This window comes from Variovorax sp. 01N425, assembly GCF_056399465.1.
The window spans coordinates 35742-57474 of sequence record NZ_JBFTRJ010000015.1 but is presented as its reverse complement, the minus strand read 5'-3'; the positions used below and the strand labels follow the sequence as shown (position 1 = coordinate 57474).

General features: G+C 69.5%; 22 protein-coding genes. 13 read left to right on the top strand and 9 right to left on the bottom strand.

What is annotated here, in order from left to right; translation table 11 throughout:
• Positions 1-6: 6 nt before the first annotated feature.
• From AC1DSC_RS24705 to AC1DSC_RS24680, 6 genes are read left to right on the top strand one after another with little or no spacing between them, the layout of a single operon-like run.
• A complete protein-coding gene (locus tag AC1DSC_RS24705; RefSeq protein WP_369662976.1) occupies positions 7-510 on the top strand; it encodes a GlcG/HbpS family heme-binding protein in 504 nt (167 codons plus the stop codon).
• Positions 510-1208, top strand: coding sequence for an ankyrin repeat domain-containing protein (locus AC1DSC_RS24700; RefSeq protein WP_369662977.1), 699 nt, complete (start codon positions 510-512; stop codon positions 1206-1208). The genes AC1DSC_RS24705 and AC1DSC_RS24700 overlap by 1 nt, the downstream gene beginning before the upstream one ends.
• Positions 1209-1253: 45 nt before the next feature.
• Positions 1254-1898 (top strand): FMN-binding negative transcriptional regulator, encoded by a 645-nt coding sequence (locus AC1DSC_RS24695; RefSeq protein WP_369662978.1) that lies wholly within the window; start codon positions 1254-1256, stop codon positions 1896-1898.
• A gap of 1 nt (position 1899) precedes the next feature.
• Positions 1900-2103: a hypothetical protein gene (locus AC1DSC_RS24690; protein WP_278878785.1), complete on the top strand. Its 204-nt coding sequence runs from the start codon at positions 1900-1902 to the stop codon at positions 2101-2103.
• Positions 2093-3202: a tRNA adenosine(34) deaminase TadA gene (gene tadA, locus AC1DSC_RS24685; protein ID WP_369662979.1), complete on the top strand. Its 1110-nt coding sequence runs from the start codon at positions 2093-2095 to the stop codon at positions 3200-3202. Before AC1DSC_RS24690 ends, tadA begins: the two co-directional genes overlap by 11 nt.
• Entirely contained in the window at positions 3199-4158 is a 960-nt protein-coding gene (locus AC1DSC_RS24680) for an LD-carboxypeptidase (protein WP_278878787.1), read from the top strand. Before tadA ends, AC1DSC_RS24680 begins: the two co-directional genes overlap by 4 nt.
• Before the next feature lie 22 nt (positions 4159-4180).
• Here AC1DSC_RS24680 and AC1DSC_RS24675 read toward each other — a convergent pair whose 3' ends face one another.
• Positions 4181-4417 carry a hypothetical protein gene (locus tag AC1DSC_RS24675; protein ID WP_012747901.1) on the bottom strand — a complete coding sequence of 79 codons (237 nt, stop codon included), beginning with the start codon at positions 4415-4417 and terminating at the stop codon, positions 4181-4183.
• 272 nt (positions 4418-4689) lie between these two features.
• On the opposite strand from AC1DSC_RS24675, the gene AC1DSC_RS24670 reads away from it, so the two are divergent.
• Positions 4690-5637 carry an adenylate/guanylate cyclase domain-containing protein gene (locus AC1DSC_RS24670; protein ID WP_012747902.1) on the top strand — a complete coding sequence of 316 codons (948 nt, stop codon included), beginning with the start codon at positions 4690-4692 and terminating at the stop codon, positions 5635-5637.
• 124 nt (positions 5638-5761) lie between these two features.
• The gene (locus tag AC1DSC_RS24665; protein WP_012747903.1) at positions 5762-6121 is read left to right on the top strand and encodes a hypothetical protein; all 360 of its coding nucleotides are present in this window, start codon (positions 5762-5764) and stop codon (positions 6119-6121) included.
• Between the two features lie 20 nt (positions 6122-6141).
• Here AC1DSC_RS24665 and AC1DSC_RS24660 read toward each other — a convergent pair whose 3' ends face one another.
• The 5 genes from AC1DSC_RS24660 to AC1DSC_RS24640 all read right to left on the bottom strand — a co-directional run bounded on the left by AC1DSC_RS24660 (position 6142) and on the right by AC1DSC_RS24640 (position 12760).
• Complete coding sequence (locus AC1DSC_RS24660) at positions 6142-6504, bottom strand: response regulator (protein WP_369662980.1); 363 nt, start codon at positions 6502-6504, stop codon at positions 6142-6144.
• A gap of 74 nt (positions 6505-6578) precedes the next feature.
• The gene (locus AC1DSC_RS24655; RefSeq protein ID WP_062366906.1) at positions 6579-7799 is read right to left on the bottom strand and encodes a hybrid sensor histidine kinase/response regulator; all 1221 of its coding nucleotides are present in this window, start codon (positions 7797-7799) and stop codon (positions 6579-6581) included.
• The gene (locus AC1DSC_RS24650; protein ID WP_012747906.1) at positions 7789-8394 is read right to left on the bottom strand and encodes a chemotaxis protein CheB; all 606 of its coding nucleotides are present in this window, start codon (positions 8392-8394) and stop codon (positions 7789-7791) included. The genes AC1DSC_RS24655 and AC1DSC_RS24650 overlap by 11 nt, the downstream gene beginning before the upstream one ends.
• Positions 8391-9245 (bottom strand): CheR family methyltransferase, encoded by an 855-nt coding sequence (locus tag AC1DSC_RS24645; RefSeq protein WP_081247642.1) that lies wholly within the window; start codon positions 9243-9245, stop codon positions 8391-8393. The genes AC1DSC_RS24650 and AC1DSC_RS24645 overlap by 4 nt, the downstream gene beginning before the upstream one ends.
• A complete protein-coding gene (locus tag AC1DSC_RS24640) occupies positions 9242-12760 on the bottom strand; it encodes a response regulator (RefSeq protein ID WP_369662981.1) in 3519 nt (1172 codons plus the stop codon). Before AC1DSC_RS24640 ends, AC1DSC_RS24645 begins: the two co-directional genes overlap by 4 nt.
• A gap of 135 nt (positions 12761-12895) precedes the next feature.
• Here AC1DSC_RS24640 and AC1DSC_RS24635 point away from each other — a divergent pair, with 135 nt between their 5' ends.
• Both AC1DSC_RS24635 and AC1DSC_RS24630 read left to right on the top strand, forming a co-directional pair.
• Complete coding sequence (locus tag AC1DSC_RS24635) at positions 12896-15253, top strand: helicase C-terminal domain-containing protein (RefSeq protein ID WP_369662982.1); 2358 nt, start codon at positions 12896-12898, stop codon at positions 15251-15253.
• Complete coding sequence (locus AC1DSC_RS24630) at positions 15222-15830, top strand: alpha-ketoglutarate-dependent dioxygenase AlkB (RefSeq protein WP_369662983.1); 609 nt, start codon at positions 15222-15224, stop codon at positions 15828-15830. The genes AC1DSC_RS24635 and AC1DSC_RS24630 overlap by 32 nt, the downstream gene beginning before the upstream one ends.
• Here the strand turns inward: AC1DSC_RS24630 and AC1DSC_RS24625 are convergent.
• Complete coding sequence (locus AC1DSC_RS24625; RefSeq protein ID WP_369662984.1) at positions 15794-16507, bottom strand: UdgX family uracil-DNA binding protein; 714 nt, start codon at positions 16505-16507, stop codon at positions 15794-15796. The two genes, AC1DSC_RS24630 and AC1DSC_RS24625, sit on opposite strands and share 37 nt — an antisense overlap.
• A 42-nt stretch (positions 16508-16549) precedes the next feature.
• Positions 16550-16747, bottom strand: coding sequence for a hypothetical protein (locus AC1DSC_RS24620; protein ID WP_012747911.1), 198 nt, complete (start codon positions 16745-16747; stop codon positions 16550-16552).
• 427 nt (positions 16748-17174) lie between these two features.
• Between AC1DSC_RS24620 and bioA the strand changes: the two genes are divergently transcribed.
• Genes bioA through bioD form a run of 3 tightly spaced genes read left to right on the top strand, consistent with a single transcriptional unit; the run spans position 17175 to position 20585 of the window.
• Positions 17175-18572 (top strand): adenosylmethionine--8-amino-7-oxononanoate transaminase, encoded by a 1398-nt coding sequence (bioA, locus tag AC1DSC_RS24615; protein ID WP_369662985.1) that lies wholly within the window; start codon positions 17175-17177, stop codon positions 18570-18572.
• Complete coding sequence (bioF, locus tag AC1DSC_RS24610; protein ID WP_369662986.1) at positions 18556-19788, top strand: 8-amino-7-oxononanoate synthase; 1233 nt, start codon at positions 18556-18558, stop codon at positions 19786-19788. The genes bioA and bioF overlap by 17 nt, the downstream gene beginning before the upstream one ends.
• Positions 19785-20585 carry a dethiobiotin synthase gene (gene bioD, locus AC1DSC_RS24605; RefSeq protein WP_369662987.1) on the top strand — a complete coding sequence of 267 codons (801 nt, stop codon included), beginning with the start codon at positions 19785-19787 and terminating at the stop codon, positions 20583-20585. The genes bioF and bioD overlap by 4 nt, the downstream gene beginning before the upstream one ends.
• Here the strand turns inward: bioD and AC1DSC_RS24600 are convergent.
• Entirely contained in the window at positions 20568-21617 is a 1050-nt protein-coding gene (locus tag AC1DSC_RS24600) for an aldo/keto reductase (RefSeq protein WP_369662988.1), read from the bottom strand. The two genes, bioD and AC1DSC_RS24600, sit on opposite strands and share 18 nt — an antisense overlap.
• Positions 21618-21733 lie beyond the last annotated feature (116 nt).

The window sequence follows — 21733 nt, the reverse complement described above, 5'->3', positions numbered from 1 at the left end:
CGAAAAATGCGTTCCAACCTTCGCCTCGGCGCTCTCGCCATCCTGCTTGCCGCATCGGCCGTCCAGGCCCAGACGCCTGCACCCGCGGTGCGCACCGAGAAGAACATCTCGCTCGCGCTGGCCAACCAGATCGCGGCCGAAGCCGTGGCCGCCTGCGCAGCCAACGGCTACAACGTGGCCGCCACCGTGGTCGACCGCGCCGGCACCGTGCGCGCCGTGCAGCGCGCCGACAACGCCGGCCCGCACACGCTGGCTTCGAGCGAGCGCAAGGCATGGACCTCGGCATCGGCCAAGAGCGCGACGCAGGCCATGATGGAAGGCGCGCAGAAGAACCCCGGCGCCGCCAACCTGGTGTACCTGCCGGGCTTCCTGCTGCTGGGCGGCGGCGTGCCGGTGAAGTCGGGCAACGAAGTGATCGGCGCCGTGGGCGTCGGCGGTGCGCCGGGCGGCCACCTGGACGACCAGTGCGCCAACGCGGCCATCGAGAAGGTCAAGGGCCAGCTGGGCTGATGATGAAGCGCGGCATCGGGTCCGGGCTGCTGGCGGTTGCGCTTGGACTGGGCGCATCGGCCGGCGTGTCGGCCCAGGTGCCGCCGCAGGCTGCCGAGCTGCTGGCCTATGAAGGACTGCACCGGGCGGCCTGGCAGGGCGACCTGGTCAAGCTGAAGGGCTTGATCGCCTCGGGCGCCAATCTGGATGCGCGCGATCCGCGGGGCCGCACGCCCTTGCACGTCGCCACCCATGCACGGCAGCGCGAGGCGGTGAAGCTGCTTGCCAAGGCCGGCGCGAACCTCGACCTGCTCGACGACGACCGCTACGACGCGGTCACCATCGCCGCGGTGGCCGACGATGCCGCGACGCTCGCGCTGCTGCTGTCGCTCGGCGCGAAGGCCGGGCAGGTGACCAGCCGCTACGACGGCACCGCGCTCATTGCCGCGGCGCACCTGGGCCATGACGAAGTGGTGCGCCAGCTGATCGCGGCCGGCGCGCCGCTCGACCACGTCAACAACCTGCACTGGACCGCGGTGATCGAATCGATCGTGCTGGGCGACGGCGGCCCGCGCCACCAGCGCACGCTGGCCGCGCTGGTCGACGCCGGCGCCAACCTTGCGCTGGCCGACCGGCAGGGCAACACGCCGCTGCAGCTGGCGCGGGCCCGCGGCTACACGGCCATGGTGAAGCTGCTGGAAGCGCCGCGCGCAAGATAGGACGGCTCGGGGACAATCGGAGCCTCACCACGAGGAAATTGCCCCATGTACATGCCGCCGCAATTCAACGCCAAGGACCCGGCCATCGCGCTGGAGCTGATGCGTGCACATCCCTTCGCCAGCCTGATCTCGAACGACGACGAGGGCCTGCCTTACGTCACGCACCTGCCGCTGGTGGCCGAGCAGCAGGAGGGCGGCCAGCTGGTGCTGCTGGGCCACTGCGCCAAGCCCAATCCGCATTGGCGCTACTTGCAGGCGCGGCCGCAGGCGGTGGCCACTTTTCTCGGTCCGCATGCCTACCTGTCGCCCTCGGTCTATCCGGACCTCGCGCGCGTGCCGACCTGGAACTACCTGGTGGTGCACTGCACCGTCGAAGCCCGGCTGATCGAGGAGCCCGCGGCCAAGGACGCGCTGCTCAAGAAGCTCATCGGCGAGCATGAGCCCGGCTACGCGCAGCAATGGCGCGACCTGGGCGAGGAGTTCCAGCTCAAGATGCTGGCCGGCATCGTCGGGTTCGAGCTGCGCGTGAGCGCACTGCAATGCAAGGTCAAGCTGAACCAGCACCGGCGCGAATCGCACGCCGCCATGCATGCCATCTACAGCGCCGGCACGCCCGACGAGAAGGCGCTGGCCGGGTGGATGGAACGCCTGGGCATGACGGCCGAAGCACCGGTGGCGGAAGGAAGCTGAGATGCGCATGTTCGGACTGGTCGGCCTGCTGCTGGCGCTCGTGATCGCCGGGGTGGTGGCGAAGAAGCAGCTCACCAGCGTGGCCGCGCCCGCATCCGGCGAGGCGCCCGCCGATCCCCGCACGCAGGTCCAGCAGGTGCAAAAGCAGGTCAAGGAAGCGCTCGACGCCGCGGCGCAGGCGCGCAAGATGCCGGATGACAACTGAGCCCGCTGCCAAGCCCATGGACGACGCGCACTGGATGGCGCTCGCGCTGGCCGAGGCGCGCCTGGCGGCCGAGGCGGGCGAGGTGCCGGTCGGCGCGGTGCTGGTCAGGAACGGGCAGCTCGTGGCCAGCGGACGCAACACGCCGGTCGCGCAGCACGACCCGAGCGCCCATGCCGAAATCAACGCACTGCGCGCCGGCGCCGCCGCGCTCGGCAACTACCGGCTCGACGGCTGCGAGCTGTTCGTCACGCTCGAGCCCTGCGCCATGTGCGCGGGCGCCATGCTGCATGCGCGGCTCGCGCGCGTGGTGTTCGGTGCGGCCGACCCCAAGACCGGCGCGGCCGGCTCGGTGCTCGACCTCTTTGCCGAACCCCGGCTCAACCACCGCACGCAGGTGCAGGGCGGCGTGCTGGCCGCGGATTGCAGCGCACTGCTGCAAGGCTTCTTCCAGCAGCGCCGCGATGCGGCGCGCGAGCAGGCCCAGCCCCTGCGCGACGATGCGCTGCGCACACCGCCCGAGCGCTTCGACGCGCTCGCGGGCTACGCCTTCGAGCCGCGCTACGTCCATGACCTGCCCAGCCTGCAGGGCTGGCGCATGCACTACCTCGACGAAGGGCCGCAGGACGGCTCGGCCGCCGCGTGCCTCTGCCTTCATGGTCCGGGCGAATGGGGCTACTTCTTTCGCCGCCTCGTCGGCGCACCCGGGCTGCGCACGCTGGTGCCCGACCTGATCGGCTTCGGCAAGAGCGACAAGCCCAAGCGCGAGGCGGCGCACCGCATCGAATGGCACTGCCAGGTCCTGGGCGAATGGCTCGACCGCCTGCAGCCGCCGCCGATGGTGCTGGTGCACAGCGCCGCGGCCACCGGCCTGGCCACGCGGCTGCATGCCGAAAAGGGCGGCCTGTTTGCGGCCGTGCTGCTCGCGCCCGAAGGCGGCGAGCCGGTGAGCGATGCATGGCGCGCGCCGTTCCCCGACCGCGGCTACCAGGCCGCGCTGCGCGCGCTCGGCCCCATCGCGTCGTCGTCCGGCCCGAATGCGCAGCAGGCTGCGCTGCTCGCCCGGGCGGTGCGCAACGCAATGGGATACTCGACGCCGTGAGCAAACACATCTACATCTATTCCCCCTCCAGCGCGATTCGCGACAAGGCCGCCTTCCGGCGCGGCGTGGCAAGACTCAAGGCCCTGGGCTACGAGGTCGAAATCGACGAAGCCGCGCTGGCCGTGCACCAGCGCTTTGCGGGCGACGACGCGACGCGCCTCGCTGCCATCGGCCGCGCGGCCGCGAGCGGCGCCGACATAGCGCTGATCGCACGCGGCGGCTACGGGCTCACGCGCATCCTCGACGCCATTCCGTACAAGGCCGTGGCCAAGGCGATCCAGCGCGGCACCGAATTCGTCGGCCTCAGCGACTTCACCGCGCTGCAGTGCGCACTCTTCGCCAAGACCGGCGCCGTGACCTGGGCCGGCCCCGCGGTCGGCGAAGACTTTGGTGCCGAAGGCGGCGCGGACGACATCATGGAAGCCTGCTTCGACGACCTGGCGAGCGGGCAGGGCGAAGGCACCGGCTGGCGCATGCCGGTGCGCGATGCCGGCCTCAAGGTGAAGCCCGTGCATGACGCCACCTTGTGGGGCGGCAACCTGTGCGTGCTCGCGAGCCTGCTCGGAACGCCCTATTTCCCGGTAGTGGAGAAGGGCGTGCTGTTCATCGAAGACACCAACGAGCATCCCTACCGCATCGAGCGCATGCTCGACCAGCTGCGCATGGCCGGCGTGCTGGCCAGGCAGCGCGCCATCGTCTTCGGCCAGTTCACGGGCATGCGCAAGGTGCCGGGCTACGACCGCGGCTTCGGCTTCGATGCGGTGGTCGACCGGCTGCGCGCCATGCTCAAGGTGCCCGTGCTCACGGGCCTGCCATTCGGGCACGTGCCGACCAAGGTGCTGCTGCCTGTGGGCGCGAAGGTCGAGCTGGCGGCCGAAGGGCGCGACGTCTTCATGGTGTGGGGCCACCGGCATGGCGGCCATGACCATGACCACAGCCACGGCCATGCGCATTGAACGCGCGGCGCCGCGCTATCCTTCAGTGGGTGAAGCGCTGATGGGCGCGCGGGCCCATCGAGCCGGGCAGGCCGCCCTTGAACATGCTGTTGATGGCTTTCATCTGGCGGCGGGCAGCGGCTTCGCCGTCGATGGCACTCAGGGCAACCATCACGTCCTGGCGCAGGTACCAGAGCGCTTCCACGTCGGACGCAAAGCGCACGCGCTGCGCCACGCGCTGGACCGAGTGCCCGCCGTGCGCCTGCAGCACCGACAGCATGGCGGCCCGGATGCGTCCCAGCTGGTTCTCTCCTACCCGGGGAGCCCCGATACCGGGAATTCCGAGAAGGCGGAAAAAACGACGAAGAGGCAGCATGTGGACTAAAGGCGTATTGCCGGGAGCCAGGACGGTCGCTACCTTAAGCCTCGGACGGCCGATTCACAAGTTCTGAAACACTGTTTCTTGTTTGTAAACAACACACTTTACGTTGCACTTAAAGCCTCTGTAGTGATTTGAGTACAAAAGCAATATAAGCAGGCCGCTGTCACAGCATGGACGTCAATTCCACAGTCGTATTCGCAGACCTCACCGGAAGCTCCAGGGTTTTCGAAGCCATGGGAAATGCGCGCGCCACCGACACGGTGACGCGGCTGACCCAATGGATCGGCGGCGTCTGCCAGGCACACGGCGGCAGGGTCGTGAAGTCGCTCGGCGATGGCGTGTTCGCCCTTTTTTCGAACGCGGCCACCGCCATGCAGGCCGTGATCGAACTGCAGCGCTATCACCAGAAGCGCCTCATGACCTGGCCCGTGCCGCTGCGCATGGCGCTGCAGATCGGCGTGGCAAGCGGCGAGGTGGTCGAGGTCGAGGGCGACTGCTTCGGCGATGCGGTCAACCTGGCGTCGCGCCTGAGCGACCTGGCGGGGCCGGGCCAGATCTGGGCCACCGATGCAACCATTGCGCAGCTGGGCGAGACGGCTGTGCGGCACCGCGACCTGGGGCTCATCACCATTCGCGGGCGCAGCGAGATGTCGGCCGTCCACCGCATCGACTGGCAGGAGGAGATGACCTCGTTCCTCACGCTGCCGGCCGCGCTGACGCCGCTGCGGCTGCCCGATTCATCGCTGGGGCAGATCGAACTGGCGTGGCTCGACGTGCGGTCCACCTTCCGCACCGAAGAGCTGCCGATCCACCTCGGGCGCGTGAGCGATGCGCAGTTCGTGGTCAACGATCCGCGGGTCTCCCGGCTGCATGCGCGCATCGAGCTGCGGCATGGCAGCTGCGTGCTGACCGACCTGAGCACCTACGGCACCTGGGTCCGGTTTCATGGCAACGGCGGACCGAGCCAGGAAGTGGCGCTCAGGCGCGAGGAATGCGTGCTGCACGGACGCGGCGAAATCGGCCTGGGCGCGCCGCTGAGCGATTTCACCGCGCCGACCATCGCCTTCAACACCACCGGCGCCGAGGTGCAGCTTTCGCGCCGCGAAATCACGGGCTGAGCGCACACGCCGCGCAGTGACGTTTGGCAACGATCCGGCGAGGCGGCAGGTGCACTCGCAGAGGGCCTCGGGCGTTGCAACCACCATGAGTGCTGGCCGTCGGCACCTTCTCAATGGAGCTGCAGTGAAACTCGAAAACAAGCGTTCGTCCGTCTTCAAATGGATGGCCCTTGGCGCGATGGCGGCCAGTGCGCTGCTCGCCGCGGGCGCGGCCAGCGCGCGCGGAAGCTGGTCGGTGCAGATCGGGGCGGGCGGCTATCCGGCGCCGTACTACGCGCCTCCGCCGCCTGCCTACTATCCGGCGCCGATCTACTACGCGCCGGCCCCGCCGGTCTATTACCGTCCGCCGCCGCCCGTGTACTACCGTCCCGCACCCGTCTATGCGCCGCCGCCCGGACGGATCTACTACGGGCCGGGCTACCCGTATCGCCCGCCGAACGGCGACGAGTGGGACAACGACCGGGAATACGAAGACCGGGACTGACAGCCCGCCGAATACCCCGCTCAGCGCGGCCCGGACAGGATGGCGGTGAGTTCGCCCATGTCGATGGGCTTCTGAAGATGGTGGTCGAACAGCTTCTGCGCTGCGGCGCCGCCGGCCGCCTCTTCCTCCGAAAAGCCCGAAATGGCGACCAGCAGCCGGGGGCCGCGGTCCGCGGCGGCCAAACGCAGCCGCCGCGCCACCTCGGTGCCGGGAAAGTCGGGCAGCGTGAGGTCGATGAGCGCTGCATCGAAGCGCTCCTCAGCCGCCGCATCCATGGCCTGTTGCGCCGTGTAGGTGCAGCGGGCGGTATGGTCCTGCAGCGTCAGGAGTTCCTGCAGCAGGTCTGCCGCGGCTTCGTTGTCATCGACGATCAGCACGTTCACTGGGAGAAGGCTTTCAAGCAAGTTGTATCCGCCCAGTATCCCGGCCAATCGCCTCCCGTGCAGTAGGAAGGCGCCTACGCCCGCACTTGCGTCGCAGTCTTGGCGGCAGCCTGCAGCGGCAGCTCGACATGGAACAGCGCGCCTTCGCCGGGCCGGCTCTCCACCTCGATGCGTCCCCCGTGCAGGCCCACGATCTTGCGCGTGATGTAGAGCCCGAGGCCCAGGCCGGGCGCGTGCTTGCGGCTGTCGTCGGTGCGTTCGAACTGCTCGAAGATGCGCTCCTGGTCTTCGGGCGCAATGCCGATGCCCTGGTCGCGCATGGTGATGTGCGCGGTGCCGTCACGTTCCCACAGCATCATCTCCACGGGCTTGCCGCCGCCGTAGCGCAGTGCATTGGTCAGCAGGTTGGTCAGCACCTGCTCGATGCGGAACTCGTCCCACACGCCGCGCAGTTCGCCCGGCGCTTCCAATGCAATGACAGAGCCCGCGGCCTCGGCCTGCTGCTTCAGGCCTTCCACCACGGCCCGTGCGAGCGCGGCCAGGTCGACCGGCTTGGGCTGGATCGACAGCGCGTCCCTTCGCATGCGCGTGACATCGAGCATGTCGTCGATCAGCCGCACCATGTTGCGGATCTGCCGCTGGTCGCGCTCGATCATCGCGGGCAGGCGATCCGCGGCAAAGGACTCCAGCTTGCCCCTGGACACCTGGACCTGGCGCAGTTGCGTTTCGAGGTACAGGGTGTTGAGCGGCGTGCGCAGCTCGTGCGAGACCATCGACATGAAGTCGTCGCGCATGCGCACCGCGCGTTCGAGTTCGCCCTGCGTGTGGCGCAGCTGCTGGACCAGTTCTTCCTGCTTCTGGTTGGCCACCGCGAGCGCATTCATTTCGTGCCGCAGCGCCTTGCGGTGGCAATGCAGGTCGACGAACACGTTGACCTTGCCGGTGACGGCATGCGGATCGAGCGGCTTGTAGAGGAAGTCGACCGCGCCGCTTTCGTAGCCCTGGAAGGCGTAGTTCGAATCGCGGCCCGCGGCCGTCACGAAGATGATCGGGATGTGCCGCGTGCGCTCCGTGCCGCGCATCAGCTCGGCCAGCTCGAAGCCGTTCATGCCGGGCATCTGCACGTCGAGGATGGCCAGCGCGAATTCGTGGTCCAGCAGCAGCGCAAGCGCCTCCTCGGCCGAGGAGGCGCGGTACACCGCACGGCCCGGGCCGCGGATCAGGGCCTCGAGCGCAAGAAGGTTTTCGGGCAGGTCATCGACGATCAGCAGCTTGCTTTCGACGTCAATGGGCATGGGCGGACTCCAGTTGCAGCAGCAATGTGCGAAGCTCGCGCAGGGCAAGCACGTGATCGGGGGAATGGCGGGCAATGGCTGCCCTGGGCATGGTGGGAATCTGGGCTTCCTCCGGGTCCTGGACGGCGGTGAGGCCGCCGGCCATGTGAATGCGCAACAGGCCTTCGGCGCCGTCGTCGTTCGCGCCCGTGAGCAGGAACCCGGCGAGCGCGGGGCCGTAGGCGTCGGCGGCCGAGGCCATCAGCACGTCGATCGATGGCCGCGAAAAGTGCACGGGCGGCTCGCAGCTGAGCGAAAAGCATCGGTCGCGCTCGATCGACAGGTGATAGCCGGGCGGCGCGAAGTACAGGCTGTCGGGCGCGACCGGCATCTTGTCGGCGGCCTCGTGCACCGGCATGTGCAGCCGCTCGGCAAAGATCTCGGCCAGGTGGCTCTGGTGGCCTTCGGGCAGGTGCAGGACCACCACCACCGGAAGCCGCCACGGCGGTGGAATGCCGTGCAGGAGCGCCAGCAGCGCCTCGATGCCGCCCGCGGACGCGCCGACCACCACGGCCTCGACGCGCCGCGCAGGGAAGGGGCGGGCATCCGGCTTCATGTGGCCTTCCGGTAGATGCGCTCCGGCTGCGAATGGGCGTCGAAGCGCCCGGCATAGCTCGAGAAGTCGATGCTCTCCTTCGCGCCCAGGCCCAGGAAGCCGCGGTGGCAGAGCGACTCGTGGAACAGGCCGAGCGCGCGGTCCTGCAGCTCGCGGTTGAAATAGATGAGCACGTTGCGGCACGACACGAACTGCGTCTCGGCAAAGACGCTGTCGGTGGCCAGGCTGTGGTCGGCAAAGATGACGTCGGCGCACAGCGCCGGGTCGAAGCGCGCGGCGTCGTAGGCCGCGGTGTAGTAGTCGGAGAACGAACTGCGTCCGCCGGCGCGCTGGTAGTTGGCCGTGTAGCCGCGGATCGATTCGATCGGGAAGATGCCCTGGCGCGCCTTCTCGAGCGAAGCGGGGTTGATGTCGGTGGCATAGATCTGCGTGCGGGAGAGCAGGCCTTCCTCGCGCAGCAGGATCGCCAGCGAAAAGACCTCCTCGCCGGTGCTGCAGCCCGCCACCCACACCTTGAGGGACGCATAGGTGTGCAGGATCGGCACCACGTGCCGGCGCAGCGCGAGAAAGTAGGCCGGGTCGCGGAACATCTCGCTCACGGGAATCGTCAGGAATTCGAGCAGCCGGCCGAACAGCAGCGGATCGCGCAGCACCTTCTCCTGCAATGCCGAGATGCTCGGCAGCCCGAGCTGCGCGAGCGCGTGCAGCACGCGGCGCTTCTGCGAAGCCACGGTGTAGTTGCGGAAGTCGTAGCTGTAGCGCAGGTAGATGGCTTCCATCAGCAGCCGCAGCTCGATCTCCGTGTTGCTCAACGCGGATGGCAGGGGCAGGGATGCGGCATTGGGGTTCACAGCCGCTCCATTTTGGGCATCCACACGCGCAGAAGCGAGAACAGGCGCTCCAAGTCCACAGGCTTGGCCAGGTAGTCGCTGGCGCCCGCGGCCAGGCACTGCTCGCGGTCGTCCTTCATGGCCTTGGCGGTGATGGCGATCACGGGCAGCTTCTCGAAGCGCGGGTCCGCGCGCAGCCGGCGCGTGGCCTCCAGGCCGTCCATCTCCGGCATCATCACGTCCATCAGCACCAGGTCGATCTCGCGCGCCTGGTCGAGCTTCTGGAGCGCCTCGCGGCCGTTGCGGCCGATCTCGACCGCGGCGCCGCGCTGCTCCAGCGCGCTCGTGAGCGCGAAGAGGTTGCGCACGTCGTCGTCCACCAAAAGGATGGTGCGGCCCTCGAAGATGCGGTCGCGCCCGCGCGCCGCCTTCAGCATGCCCTGGCGCTCGCTGGACAGCTCGGCCTCGACCTTGTGCAGGAACAGCGTGACCTCGTCGAGCAGGCGTTCCGGCGAGCGCGCGCCCTTGATGATGATGGAGCGCGAATAGCGCTGCAGCTCGGCTTCCTCGCCGCGCGTGAGGTTGCGCCCGGTGTAGACGATCACCGGCGGGAACGAGACGATTTCCTCCGACGCCATGCGCTTGAGCAGCTCGCTGCCCTGCATGTCGGGCAGGTGCAGGTCGGTGATCATGCAGTCGAACACGCGCCTGCGCAGCAGTTCGAGCGCCTCTTCGCCGGAGCCCACGGCGGCGATCTCGATGTCTTCGTCGCCGATCAGCCGGATCACGCTTTCGCGCTGCAGCGCATCGTCCTCGACCAGCAGCACGGCCTTGACCTTCTGCGTGAGCTTTTCCTCGAGCCGGGCGAACACCTGCGTCAGCTCGGCGCGCGTGGCCGGCTTCTGCGCATAGCCGATGGCGCCCATGTGCAGGGCGGCGGCCTGCGCGTCGTCGGCGGCCGAGACCACGTGGATGGGGATGTGGCGCGTCTGCGGCGAATCCTTCAGGCGCTGCAGCAGGCCGAGCCCGGTGCTGTCGGGAAGGCGCATGTCGAGCAGGATGGCATCGGGCAGGAACTGGTGCGCCAGTTCGAAGCCGTCGGCCGCGCCATGGGCCACCAGGCAGCGGTAGCCCAGCTCATGCGCCAGGTCGTAGAGGATGTGCGCGAACTGCGGCTCGTCCTCGATCACGAGCACCCGGCGCACCTGGTCGGGCGGCAGCGTGCGGTCGTCGGCAAAGGCGGGCGGCGGCACGGCAGCCGGCGGCGAGGGTGCCGCGGGCGTGGCGTGCGCAGCAGGGAAGGGCGCGCGCGCCGCTGCGGACCTGGCGGGCGCCGCGGCAGGGGGCCGAGCTGCATGCTGCGAGGCCTTTTGCGAAGCCTGTGGCAAGGCCTGCGGCGCCGCGGCCGGCAGCTGCAGCGTGAAGGTGCTGCCCTGTCCGGGCTGGCTTTGCAGCGTGAGCGTGCCGCCCAGGAGGCGCGTGAGGTCGCGCGAAATGGAAAGCCCCAGGCCGGTGCCGCCATAGCGGCGGCTGGTGGTGCCGTCGGCTTGCTGGAAGGCTTCGAAGATCAGCTCCTGCTGCTCGGGGGCAATGCCGATGCCCGAATCGCTCACCGCGAAGACCGCGCCGCCGTCCGCGGCCGCCGAGACCGTGAGTGCCACCTCGCCGCTGTTGGTGAACTTGATCGCATTGGAGAGCAGGTTCTTCAGGATCTGCTCGACGCGGTGGCGGTCGGTGGCCAGCGTGGCGGGCGTGCCGGGCTGCATTTCCAGGCGGAAGGCCAGCTGCTTCTCGGCGGCCAGCGGCCTGAAGGTGCTCTCCAGGCTCTGCGCGAGCTTGCCCGGCGCCACCTCCTCGACCACCACTTCGAGCTTGCCGGCCTCGACCTTGGAGATGTCGAGGATGTCGTTGATCAGCACCAGCAGGTCGTTGCCCGACGCGTAGATCGATTCCGCGAACTTCACCTGCTCGGGGCTCAGGTTGCCCTGCGGGTTGTCGGCGAGCAGCTTGGCCAGGATCAGCGCGCTGTTGAGCGGCGTGCGCAGCTCGTGCGACATGTTGGCCAGGAACTCCGACTTGTAGCGGCTGGCGCGCTGCAATTCGTCGGCGCGGTCTTCCAGGTCGCGCTGCACGCGGCGCAGGGCGGCGTTGCGCTGGTCGAGCGCCTCGGTGCGCTCGGAGAGCTGGCTGTTGGTCTGCTCCAGCTCGGCCTGCTGGTTCTCCAGCATGGCCTGCGAAGCCCGCAGCGCACGCGACTGCTCCTCGAGCTCCTCGTTGGCGGTGCGCAGCTCTTCCTGCTGCACCTGCAGTTCCTCGTTCAGCTGCTGCGTTTCGGCCAGCGCGTCCTGCAGCTGCTCGCGGTAACGCGCCGCCGCGAGCGAGTCGCCGATGTCCTCGGCCACCAGGTCGAGTAGTTCGTTGGTCCGCGTATCGGGCACGGCCGGCAGTCCGAGCTCGACCACGCCGTTCACCACGCCGTCGCTCGACACGGGCACCAGCAGCACGGCCGTGGGTGCCATTTCGCCCAGGCCCGAATTGACCTTCAGGTAGTCGGCCTGGATCGGCTCCACGAGCATGCGGCGCCGTTCGGCCGCCGCCTGGCCAACCAGGCTCTGGGTCGGCGAGAACACCTGCGGCGAGGCCTCCGCTTCCATCGAGAAGCCGTAGCTCGCGGCGCGGCGCAGCGTGCCCTGCCGCTCGCGCACGTACAGCGCGCCGACCGCGCTGCCCAGGTAGCGTGAGAAGAAGGCCAGGACCTTGCGGCCCAGGTCGTTGGCATTGAGTTCGCCCACCAGCTCGCCCACCAGTTCGGTCTGCGCGCTGCGCAGCCAGGCTTGCTGCGCCAGCCGCTCGGCATGCTCGGCCTGGTCCCGCAGCACCGCGTCGTAGCTGTCCGAAAGCCGCACCAGCTGCCGGCGGCCGAAGTAGGCCACCATGCCGGTGAACACCAGCGTGAACAGCAGGAACACGGCCACCACCAGCCAGGCCGTGCGGTTGACCTCTTCGTTGCGCTGGTAGCGCAGGCCCTCCTCGGTGTCCATGAAGGCCGTGAATTCAGAGCGCATGTCGTCGCGCAGCTGCTTGCCCCGGCCCTGGCGCACCGCCTGCGGGTAGTTGCCGCCGGCGCGGCGCAGCGCGATCAGGTCTTCTGCGAACCCGTTCCAGGCCTCCTGCAGCGCTGCGATGCGCTCGACACGCTGCGCCTGCTGCCGGTTGTCCAGCACCAGCTCGCGAAGCGCGGCGGTGTCGCTCTTGATTCTTGGCAGCGCCCGGTGGTAGGGCTCGAGAGAGCTTTCATCGCCGGTGATCAGGAAGCCGCGCAGGCCGGTTTCCATGTCGATGCTGCGGCCCTGCAGCTCGCTGGCGCTGCGCGTCACGCGGTCGCTCTGCTCGACCCGGCTGATGGTGAACAGCAGGAACACGATCAGGCTGACGAACACCAGCGCGCCGATCACCCCGCCCAGCAGCGGCCACTTGAGATTGCGGCTCAGCTGGCGGTCGAAGTCGTCGGGGTCGATCGCGGTCGGCGTTTTCATTCGAACAAGATTTGTAAGCAAAACTTTTGAAGTTTTGCCGAATTCTGGAGCGCCGGGTGTCGGAGAAAGGCCCGATACCGCCTTTGCCCCCGGTGCGGTGGTCTCGCTATACTGTTGTTTTATACAGCATCAGCCGTGACCACGGACCTTTCCACCCCGCCGACCGAAGACGCGCCCGATGCCCGCGCCGTCTCCGTCAAGGCCCTGTGCGCCTTCGGTGCCAAGGCCGGCGACCTCGACCTGCGCTTCGTGCCTGCACCCAGCGCGCTCGAAGGCATGGCCGGCCATGCGCTGGTGCAGGGCCGGCGCGGCGACGGCTATGAAAGCGAGGTGCCGCTGGTCTCCCGCTGCGGCGCGCTCCAGGTGCGCGGCCGTGCCGACGGGCACGACCCGCGCGAACCCCGCGTCGAGGAGATCAAGACCTTCCGCGGCGACTTCGACGCCATCCGCGGCAACCACCGGGCGCTGCACTGGGCGCAGGCCCGCTGCTACGGCTGGATGCTCTGCGAGGTGCACGGCTACGAGCACATCACCGTGGCGCTGGTCTATCTGGACCTCGGCACCGGCGACGAAACCGTGCTGGAAGAGCAGCACACGCGGGCCGCGCTGCAGGCGCATTTCGAACTGCTGTGCGAGCGCTACAGCGCCTGGGCGCAGAGCGAGGCCGCGCACCATGCGGCGCTCGGCCATGCGCTCGGCCGGCTTGAATTTCCGCACGGCTCGTTCCGGCCCGGCCAGCGCGAACTGGCCGAAGCCGTCTACCGCGCCGCCGTAAACGCGCGCTGCCTGATGGCGCAGGCACCCACCGGCATCGGCAAGACGCTGGCCACCATCTTTCCGCTGCTGAAGGCGCGGGCCGCGCGCAAGATCGACAAGATCTTCTTTCTCACCGCCAAGACCTCGGGCCGGGCCGTGGCGCTGGAGGCCGTCGGCGTGCTGGGCAAGAACTGCGCGCAGCTGCGGGTGCTCGAACTCACCGCGCGCGAAAAGGTCTGCGAATACCCCGACCGGGCCTGCAACGGCGATGCCTGCCCGCTGGCCAAGGGCTTCTACGACCGCCTGCCCGCCGCGCGCGAAGAAGCCGCGCAGGCCGCCCGGCTCGACCGGCCGGCGCTGCGAAGAATTGCGTTGGCGCACAGCGTGTGCCCCTATTTCCTCGCGCAGGAAATGGCGCACTGGTGCGACCTGATCGTGGGCGACTACAACTACTACTTCGACGGCAGCGCCTTTCTCTACGCCACCATGAAGGATGCCGAATGGCGCGCGGCGGTGCTGGTGGACGAGGCGCACAACCTGCTGGAGCGCGCGCGCGGCATGTACACGGCGCGGCTCGACGGCCTCGCGCTCGAAGAGGCCCACCGCGTGGCGCCGGCCTCGGTGCGCGGCGCGCTGGGCCGGCTGTACCGCGAATGGGACACGGTGCAGCAGGCGCAGGCCGAGCCCTACGACACCGCCGACGAGATTCCCGAGCGCTTCGCGCGCACGCTGCAGGCCGCCAACACGGCCATGGGCGAGTACTTCGCGGCCACGCCCGACGCGGCCCAGGGCCCGCTGCAGCGCTTCTTCTTCGATGCGCTGCAGTTCGCCCGGCTGGCCGACGCCTTCGACGACCATTCGGTCTTCGAGCGCACGTTGGGCCCCGCGCACGACCAGCAGCAGCGCAGCCTCGCGATCCGCAACCTGGTGCCGGCGCCGTTCCTCGAGCCGCGCTTCGCGGACGCCGCATCGTGCACCTGCTTCTCGGGCACCTTGTCGCCGTTCGAGTTCTACCGCGACGCGCTCGGCTTGCCGCCGGAAACGATGCTGCTCGACGTGGCCTCGCCATTCCGCAGCCAGCAGCTGCGCGTGGAGGTGGCCATGAACGTGTCGACCCGCTTTCGCGACCGCGCGGGCTCGCTCGCTCGCGTGGCCGGGATCATCGGCGAGCAGTTCGAGCGCATGCCGGGCAACTACCTCGCGTTCTTCAGCAGCTTCGACTACCTCGAAAAAGCCTGCGCGGCCTTCCTGGCCAGGCACCCCGGCGTGCCCGTGTGGGCCCAGACGCGCGGCATGGCCGAGGCCGACCGCCACGGCTTTCTCGCACGCTTCGAGGAGGGCGGCCGGGGCATCGGCTTTGCCGTGCTCGGCGGTGCGTTCGGCGAAGGCATCGACCTGCCCGGCAGCCGGCTGATCGGCGCCTTCGTGGCGAGCCTGGGCCTGCCGCAGCACAACGCGCTCAACGAGATCACGCGCGAGCGCATGCAGGCGCGCTTCGGCAAGGGCTACGAATACACCTACCTCTATCCCGGCCTGCAAAAGGTGGTGCAGGCGGCCGGCCGCGTCATCCGCACCGAGCAGGACAGCGGCGTGCTGCACCTGCTGGACGACCGCTTTGCGCGCGCCGAGATCCGGCAGCTGCTGCCGCCCTGGTGGGAGCTGCGCCTGGGCGGCCCGGCACACGTGGGCGAAGGAGAGAGCATCGATGCGCTCAGCCAGGCACATCCAGTTCGCTGACGAGCCCGACCTGTTCGGCGAGGCGCCCGCGGCCGCCGTCGAAGGCCTGCGCTACGAGCGCGAATTCCTCACGCGCGCCGAGGAAGCCGAGCTGCTGCGGCTCGTGCAGGGCTTCGAGCTGCGCGAGATGCGCTACAAGGAATACACCGCGCGCCGCCGCGGCATCAGCTTTGGCGGCAGCTACGACTTCGACAAGAAGCGGCTGCGTCCCGGCGCGGCCATGCCGCCCGCGCTTCATCCGCTGCGTGCGCGGGTGGCCGCGTGGATGGGCATGGCGCCCGAGGATTTCGCCCACATGCTGATCTCCGAATACCGGCCCGGCACGCCGCTCGGCTGGCACCGCGACGTGCCGGACTTCGAGGACATCGTGGGCGTTTCGCTGCAGGGCGACGCAGTGATGCAGCTGCGTCCCTACCCGCCGGCCAGCGCCAGCGCACCTGCGAGCCTGCAGCTGCTGATCGAGCCGCGCTCCATCTACATGCTGCGCGGCGAAGCGCGCTGGGCCTGGCAGCACAGCATCGCGCCGACCGAGGCGCTGCGCTATTCCATCACCATGCGCACGCGGCGGCGCGCGTGACTTGCGGCGGGCCTTGCGGCCGGCTTTTTTGCGGCGGGCTGTTTTTCGGCCGGGCGCCTGGCCCCGGCTTTCTTCATCAGCTCCGAAGCCATCGACAGGTCCTTGAGCCAGGCTTCCCAAGCCGCTTCGCGCTGCAGCGGATCGCCGCGCAGCAGGGCGGAGGGATGCAGCGTGACCAGCACGCGGCGGCCTGTTGCGGCATCCTCGACCCACTGGCCGCGCTCCTTCATCACCGCGACCGGCCGGCCGAGCAGTGAGCGCGCAGCCGTGCCGCCGAGCGCGATGTAGGCGCGCGGCTGCACGAGCTCCATCTCGCTTTCGAGCCAGTGGTGGCAGGCATCCACTTCGCGCTGGCCCGGGGTCTTGTGCATGCGGCGCTTGCCGCGCGGCTCGTACTTGAAATGCTTCACCGCATTGGTCACGTAGAGCTTCTCGCGCGACCAGCCGAGCTCGGCCACTGCGCGGTCGAACAGCTTGCCGGCCGGGCCCACGAAGGGGCGGCCGACCAGGTCTTCCTTGTCGCCGGGCTGCTCGCCCACCACCATCAGCGCCGCGCCGACCGGGCCTTCGCCGAACACCGACTGGGTCGCATGCGCGCCCAGCGGGCATTCGCGGCAGGCATCGGTCGCCACGCTGAGCGCCTTCAGCGCGGCCGTGGCTTCGTTGCGATGGGACATGTTGCCGGCTCGGGCAGTTCGGCGGCCTTCAGGCCGCTCTCGTCAATGCGTGGAACCGCCGGCGCCGCCACGCCGCGATTGGCTCTGGTTGCTGCCGCCGACGTGGCTTTCGCGGTCGTGGCGGCTCTCGGTGGTGCGGCGCGGCTCGTTGCGCGGTGTCGGGCTCTGGTGGCCGGCCTTGTTGTGCTGGGGAGGCAACGAACCACGCTCGTCGGGCGTGTTGGGGTTCGTCTTGGACATGGGCTGCTCCTTCGAATGAATGATGAATGGATGGACATTCATTTGTCCGCGCGGTGCCTGCCCGCCGGTGTCGGAATTGGCCCACCGCGGGCGTCGTCCAAGCCTCATGCGCAGGCACGGTGGGGCGCGGAATTTGCCGATAGCCGATATCTGCCACCAGGCTGTCCGATCACGCCAACCACCCCCTCGATCAAGGTAAGAACTCGATACTCCGCAAAAATCTTTGTCGCCGCCAAGACAACTTGCATTGGCCTTGCGGACCCGCCTCCGTACACGATGCCGCCCTGTTGCGCGGCCTTGGTCCGAACGGGCGTGCTACCCCGGCCAACGTCGTTCAAGTGCCCGCATTCCGATGCCCGCACCGGCGGTTTGCCGCGCCGCATGGGCGCCGATACGATCCCGCGCCTTGCCCCAAAGGAATGCGCGGATGCCGCCAACGATTGCTTCTCCCTCGATGCCCGCCGCATCGAAAAACGCCGGCTGGCAGCAGCGCAGCCGGCGCCACGTCTGGCATCCGTGCACGCAGAGCATCCGGCTCGAGGCGGTGCCGCCGCTGCCGATCGCGCGGGGCGAGGGCGTCTGGCTGTTCGACCACGACGGACGCCGCTACCTCGACGCAACGAGCTCGTGGTGGGTCAATCTCTTCGGCCATGCGCACCCGGCCATCAACGCCGCGCTCAAGGACCAGCTCGACACGCTCTCGCACGTGATGCTCGCGGGCTGCACGCACGCGCCGGCCGTCGAGCTGGCCGAGCGGCTCGCCGCGCTGACCGGCCATGCGCTGGGCCATTGCTTCTATGCCTCGGACGGCGCCTCGGCGGTGGAGATCGCGTTGAAGATGAGCTTTCATGCCTGGCGCAATGCGGGCCGCGCCGGCAAGCATGACTTCGTCGCGCTGCGGCAGGGCTACCACGGCGAAACGCTGGGCGCGCTGCATGTGACCGACGTGCCGGTGTTCCGCGACGCGTACGCGCCGCTGCTCGCGAATGCGCACCTCGTGGCATCGCCCGACGCCCGGGCCGCGCGGTCGGGCGAAGACGCCGCTGCCGTGGCGCGCCGTGCCGCGGCCGAGCTCGAAGCGCTGCTGGCCGAACGGCATGCATCGATCGCCGCCGTGATCGTCGAGCCGCTGGTGCAATGCGCCACCGGCATGGCGATGCACGACCCCGACTACTTGCGCCTCGTGCGGGCACTGTGCGACCGCTACGGCGTGCACCTCATCGCCGACGAGATTGCAGTGGGCTGCGGGCGCACCGGCAGCTTCTTCGCCTGCGAGCAGGCCGGCATCTGGCCCGACTTCCTGTGCCTGTCCAAGGGCATCAGCGGCGGCTACCTGCCGCTGGCGCTGGTGATGACGCGCGATGCGATCTACCAGGGCTTCGTGGACGACGACGTGGCGCGCAGCTTCCTGCATTCCCATTCCTACACCGGCAACGCGCTGGCTTGCCGCGCGGCGCTGGCCACGCTCGACCTGTTCGAGCACGAGGACGCGCTGCGCCGCAACCGCGCCCGCGCCGAGCGGCTGATCGGCCGCTTGCGCGAGGGGCTGCACGGCATGCCCGTCGATCACCTGCGCCAGCGCGGAATGATCACGGCCTTCGACGTGCGCGAGCCCGGCGCCCGGTTCGCGGAACGCTTTCACCTGGCCGCACGCGCAAACGGACTGCTGATGCGCCCGATCGGCCCGACCGTCTACCTCATGCCGCCCTACGCGATCGGCGACGACGACATCGACCGGCTGGTCGACGGCACCCTGGCCACGCTGGAAGCGGTGGCCGCTTCCGCCCACGCAGAGGAAGGAGGCCGCAATGCCGCGCTTGCTTGAACGCCTGCAGGACGAGATCACGGCGCTCGACGCGCAATCGCTGCGGCGCCGCCGGCAGATCGCCGAAACCGCCTGCGCACCCGGGCAATCGCTGACGCTGGCCGGCGCGGGCGCGCCGCGCACCATGCTCGGCTTCAGCAGCAACGACTACCTCGGCCTGGCCGCGCATCCGGCGCTGGCCGCCGCACTGGCCGAGGGCGCGGCGCGCTACGGCACGGGTAGCGGCGGGTCGCACCTGATCCTCGGCCACTCGCGCGCGCACGCCGAGCTCGAGGAGCGGCTGGCCGGCTGGATGGCGCCGTTCATCCCGGAGGCGCAGAGCCTGTTCTTCTGCACGGGCTACATGGCCAACCTCGCGGTGCTGTCGGCGCTCGGCGGCGCGGAGGCGGTGATCTTTTCGGAGTCTCTCAACCACGCATCGCTGATCGACGGGGCGCGGCTGGCCAAGGCGCGGGTCGAGCGCTATCCGCACTGCGGCGTGGCCGCGCTCGATGCGCAGCTCGGCGCCTGCGATGCGCCGGTCAAGCTGATCGTGAGCGATGCGGTCTTCAGCATGGACGGCAACATCGCGCCCGTGGCCGAGCTGCTCGCGCTGGCCGAGCGCCACGACGCCTGGCTGGTGCTGGACGATGCGCACGGCTTTGGCGTGCTCGGCGCCACGGGTCGCGGCGTGCTGCAGGCCATGGGGCTGCGCTCGGAGCGGCTGGTGCTCGTCGGCACGCTGGGCAAGGCGGCCGGGGTGTCGGGCGCGTTCGTGGCGGCGCACCGCACGGTCATCGACTACCTGGTGCAGCGCGCGCGGCCGTACATCTTCACCACCGCCGCGCCGCCGGCCATTGCGCATGCGCTGCTCGCGAGCCTCACGCTGATCGAAAGCGAGGAAGGCGACCTGCGCCGCGCCCATTTGAAGGCGCGCATCGCCCAGCTGCGCCGCGGCCTCGAGGCGATCCTGCCGGCGGACGGCAGCGCCTGGCTGCCCGAATCGCCCACCGCGATCCAGCCGCTGGTCGTCGGCGACAACGCGCGCGCGATGCAGGCGATGGCGCAACTCGATGCCCGCGGTTTGCGCGTCGGCGCGATCCGCCCGCCGACAGTGCCCGCCGGCACCGCGCGGCTGCGGATCACGCTGTCGGCCAGCCACTCGGAGGACGATGTGGCGCGGCTGCTCGATGCCTTGGGCGATGCGTTGGCGCGGCCGTGGAAAGAGGCCGCATGAGCGCCGCGCTGCGTGCACCCACGGCACACCGCCGCTGGTTCGTCACCGGCACCGACACGGGCGTCGGCAAGACGCTGGCCAGCAGCGCGATGCTGAGCCTGCTGGCCGCCTCGGGCCTGCGCGCGGTCGGCATGAAGCCGGTGGCCGCAGGGCTGGAGCTGGTCGATGGCGCCTGGCGCAACGATGACGTCGAGCAGCTGCGCGCGGCCGGCAATGTCGATGCGCCGCTGGCCCTGCGCTGCCCGTACCTGCTGCGCGCGCCGATGTCGCCGCATCTGGCGGCAAGGGAGGAGGGCGTGCGCATCGAATTGCCGCCGCTGCTGTCGGCCTTCGCGGCGTTGTCGCAGTGCGCCGACGCGGTGGTGGTCGAAGGCGTGGGCGGCTTCTGCGTGCCGTTCGGCGACGACCTCGACAGCGCCGAGTTGGCCGTGGCGCTGGGACTGCCGGTGATCCTGGTGGTCGGGCTGCGCCTGGGCTGCCTGAACCACGCGCTGCTCACGGCGGAGGCGATCCGCGCGCGCGGGCTCGTGCTGGCGGGGTGGATCGCGAGCACCATCGAACCGGGCATGCTGGCGCCCGAAGCCAATCTGCAGACGCTGCGCGGCCGGCTCGGTGCGCCGCTGCTCGGTGTGGTGCCGCACCTGGCCGAACCCTCGGCGGCCAGCGCCGCGCGGCACCTCGACCTGCGCGCATTGCGCGCCACGGCGGCCTACGCGGCGCGCCGGTCGGCGGAGCTGGCCGAGTTCAGCCACCCGGCGACGCCGGCCGAGCTCAGCCGCTCAGCCGCGCTGGCCTGATTCAGCCAGCCGCTTCGCCCGCGCGCCGCCCTGGCGCTCGAGCATCCAGCCGGGGTACTCGGAGGGCAGGGCGCTCACCTTGCCGAGTTCGGCCAGCTCGTCGGCGGAGAGCCGGATCGCGGTGGCGGCAATGTTGTCGTCCAGCTGCGCGACGCGCTTGGCGCCGACGATCACGCTGGTCACCACCGGCTGGTGCAGCAGCCACGCAAGCGCGATCTGCGCCACCGACACCTTGCGCGCTTCGGCCAGCTGGCGCATCACGTCGATGCAGTCGTAGGCACGCTCGACGTTCACGGGCGGAAAGTCGAAGCTGGTGCGGCGGCTGCCTTTCTCGGCTTCGGTGCCACGCCCGTACTTGCCGCTCAGCAGGCCACCCGCCAGCGGGCTCCAGACCATCAGGCCGAGGTTTTCGCTCTGCAGCATCGGCGCCAGTTCGCGCTCCAGGTCGCGGCCCGCGATGGTGTAGTAGGCCTGCAGCGATTCGAAGCGCGCGAGCCCCTGGCGCTCGGCAATGCCCAGCGCCTTCATGATCTGCCAGGCCGCCCAGTTGGAAACGCCCACGTAGCGCACGTGGCCCTGCTGCACCAGGTTGTCCAGCGCGCGCACGGTTTCCTCGATGGGCGTGACGGGGTCGAAGCCGTGGATCTGGTAGAGGTCGATGTGGTCCAGCTGCAGGCGCCTGAGGCTGGCCTTCACGCCGTCCATGATGTGGTAGCGCGAGGCGCCGGCCGCGTTGGCGGTCTTGCCGGTCTCGCCGAACACCTTGGTGGCGACCACCACGTTCTCGCGCGGCACCTTGAGGTTCTTCAGCGCCTGGCCGGTGATGGTTTCCGACAACCCTTCGGAATACACGTCAGCGGTGTCGATGAAGTTGATGCCGGCGTCGAGCGCGCGGCCGACCAGGCCTTCCGCCTCGGACTGCTGGAGGTTGCCGATCTGGCCCCAGATGCCGCTGGCGCCGCCGAAGGTCATGGTGCCGAGGCAGAGTTCGGAAACGAACAGGCCGGTGCGGCCGAATTTGCGGTACTGCATGAGAGATGTCCTTTGGATGGGTGGCGCAAGAAGGAGGCCGGAAAGCCCCCGCCGTCCGCAAAAGTATCCGGCCGCGGCGCCGGGCATGGCGAGCGCGTTCCTGCAAAGTCCTTGCC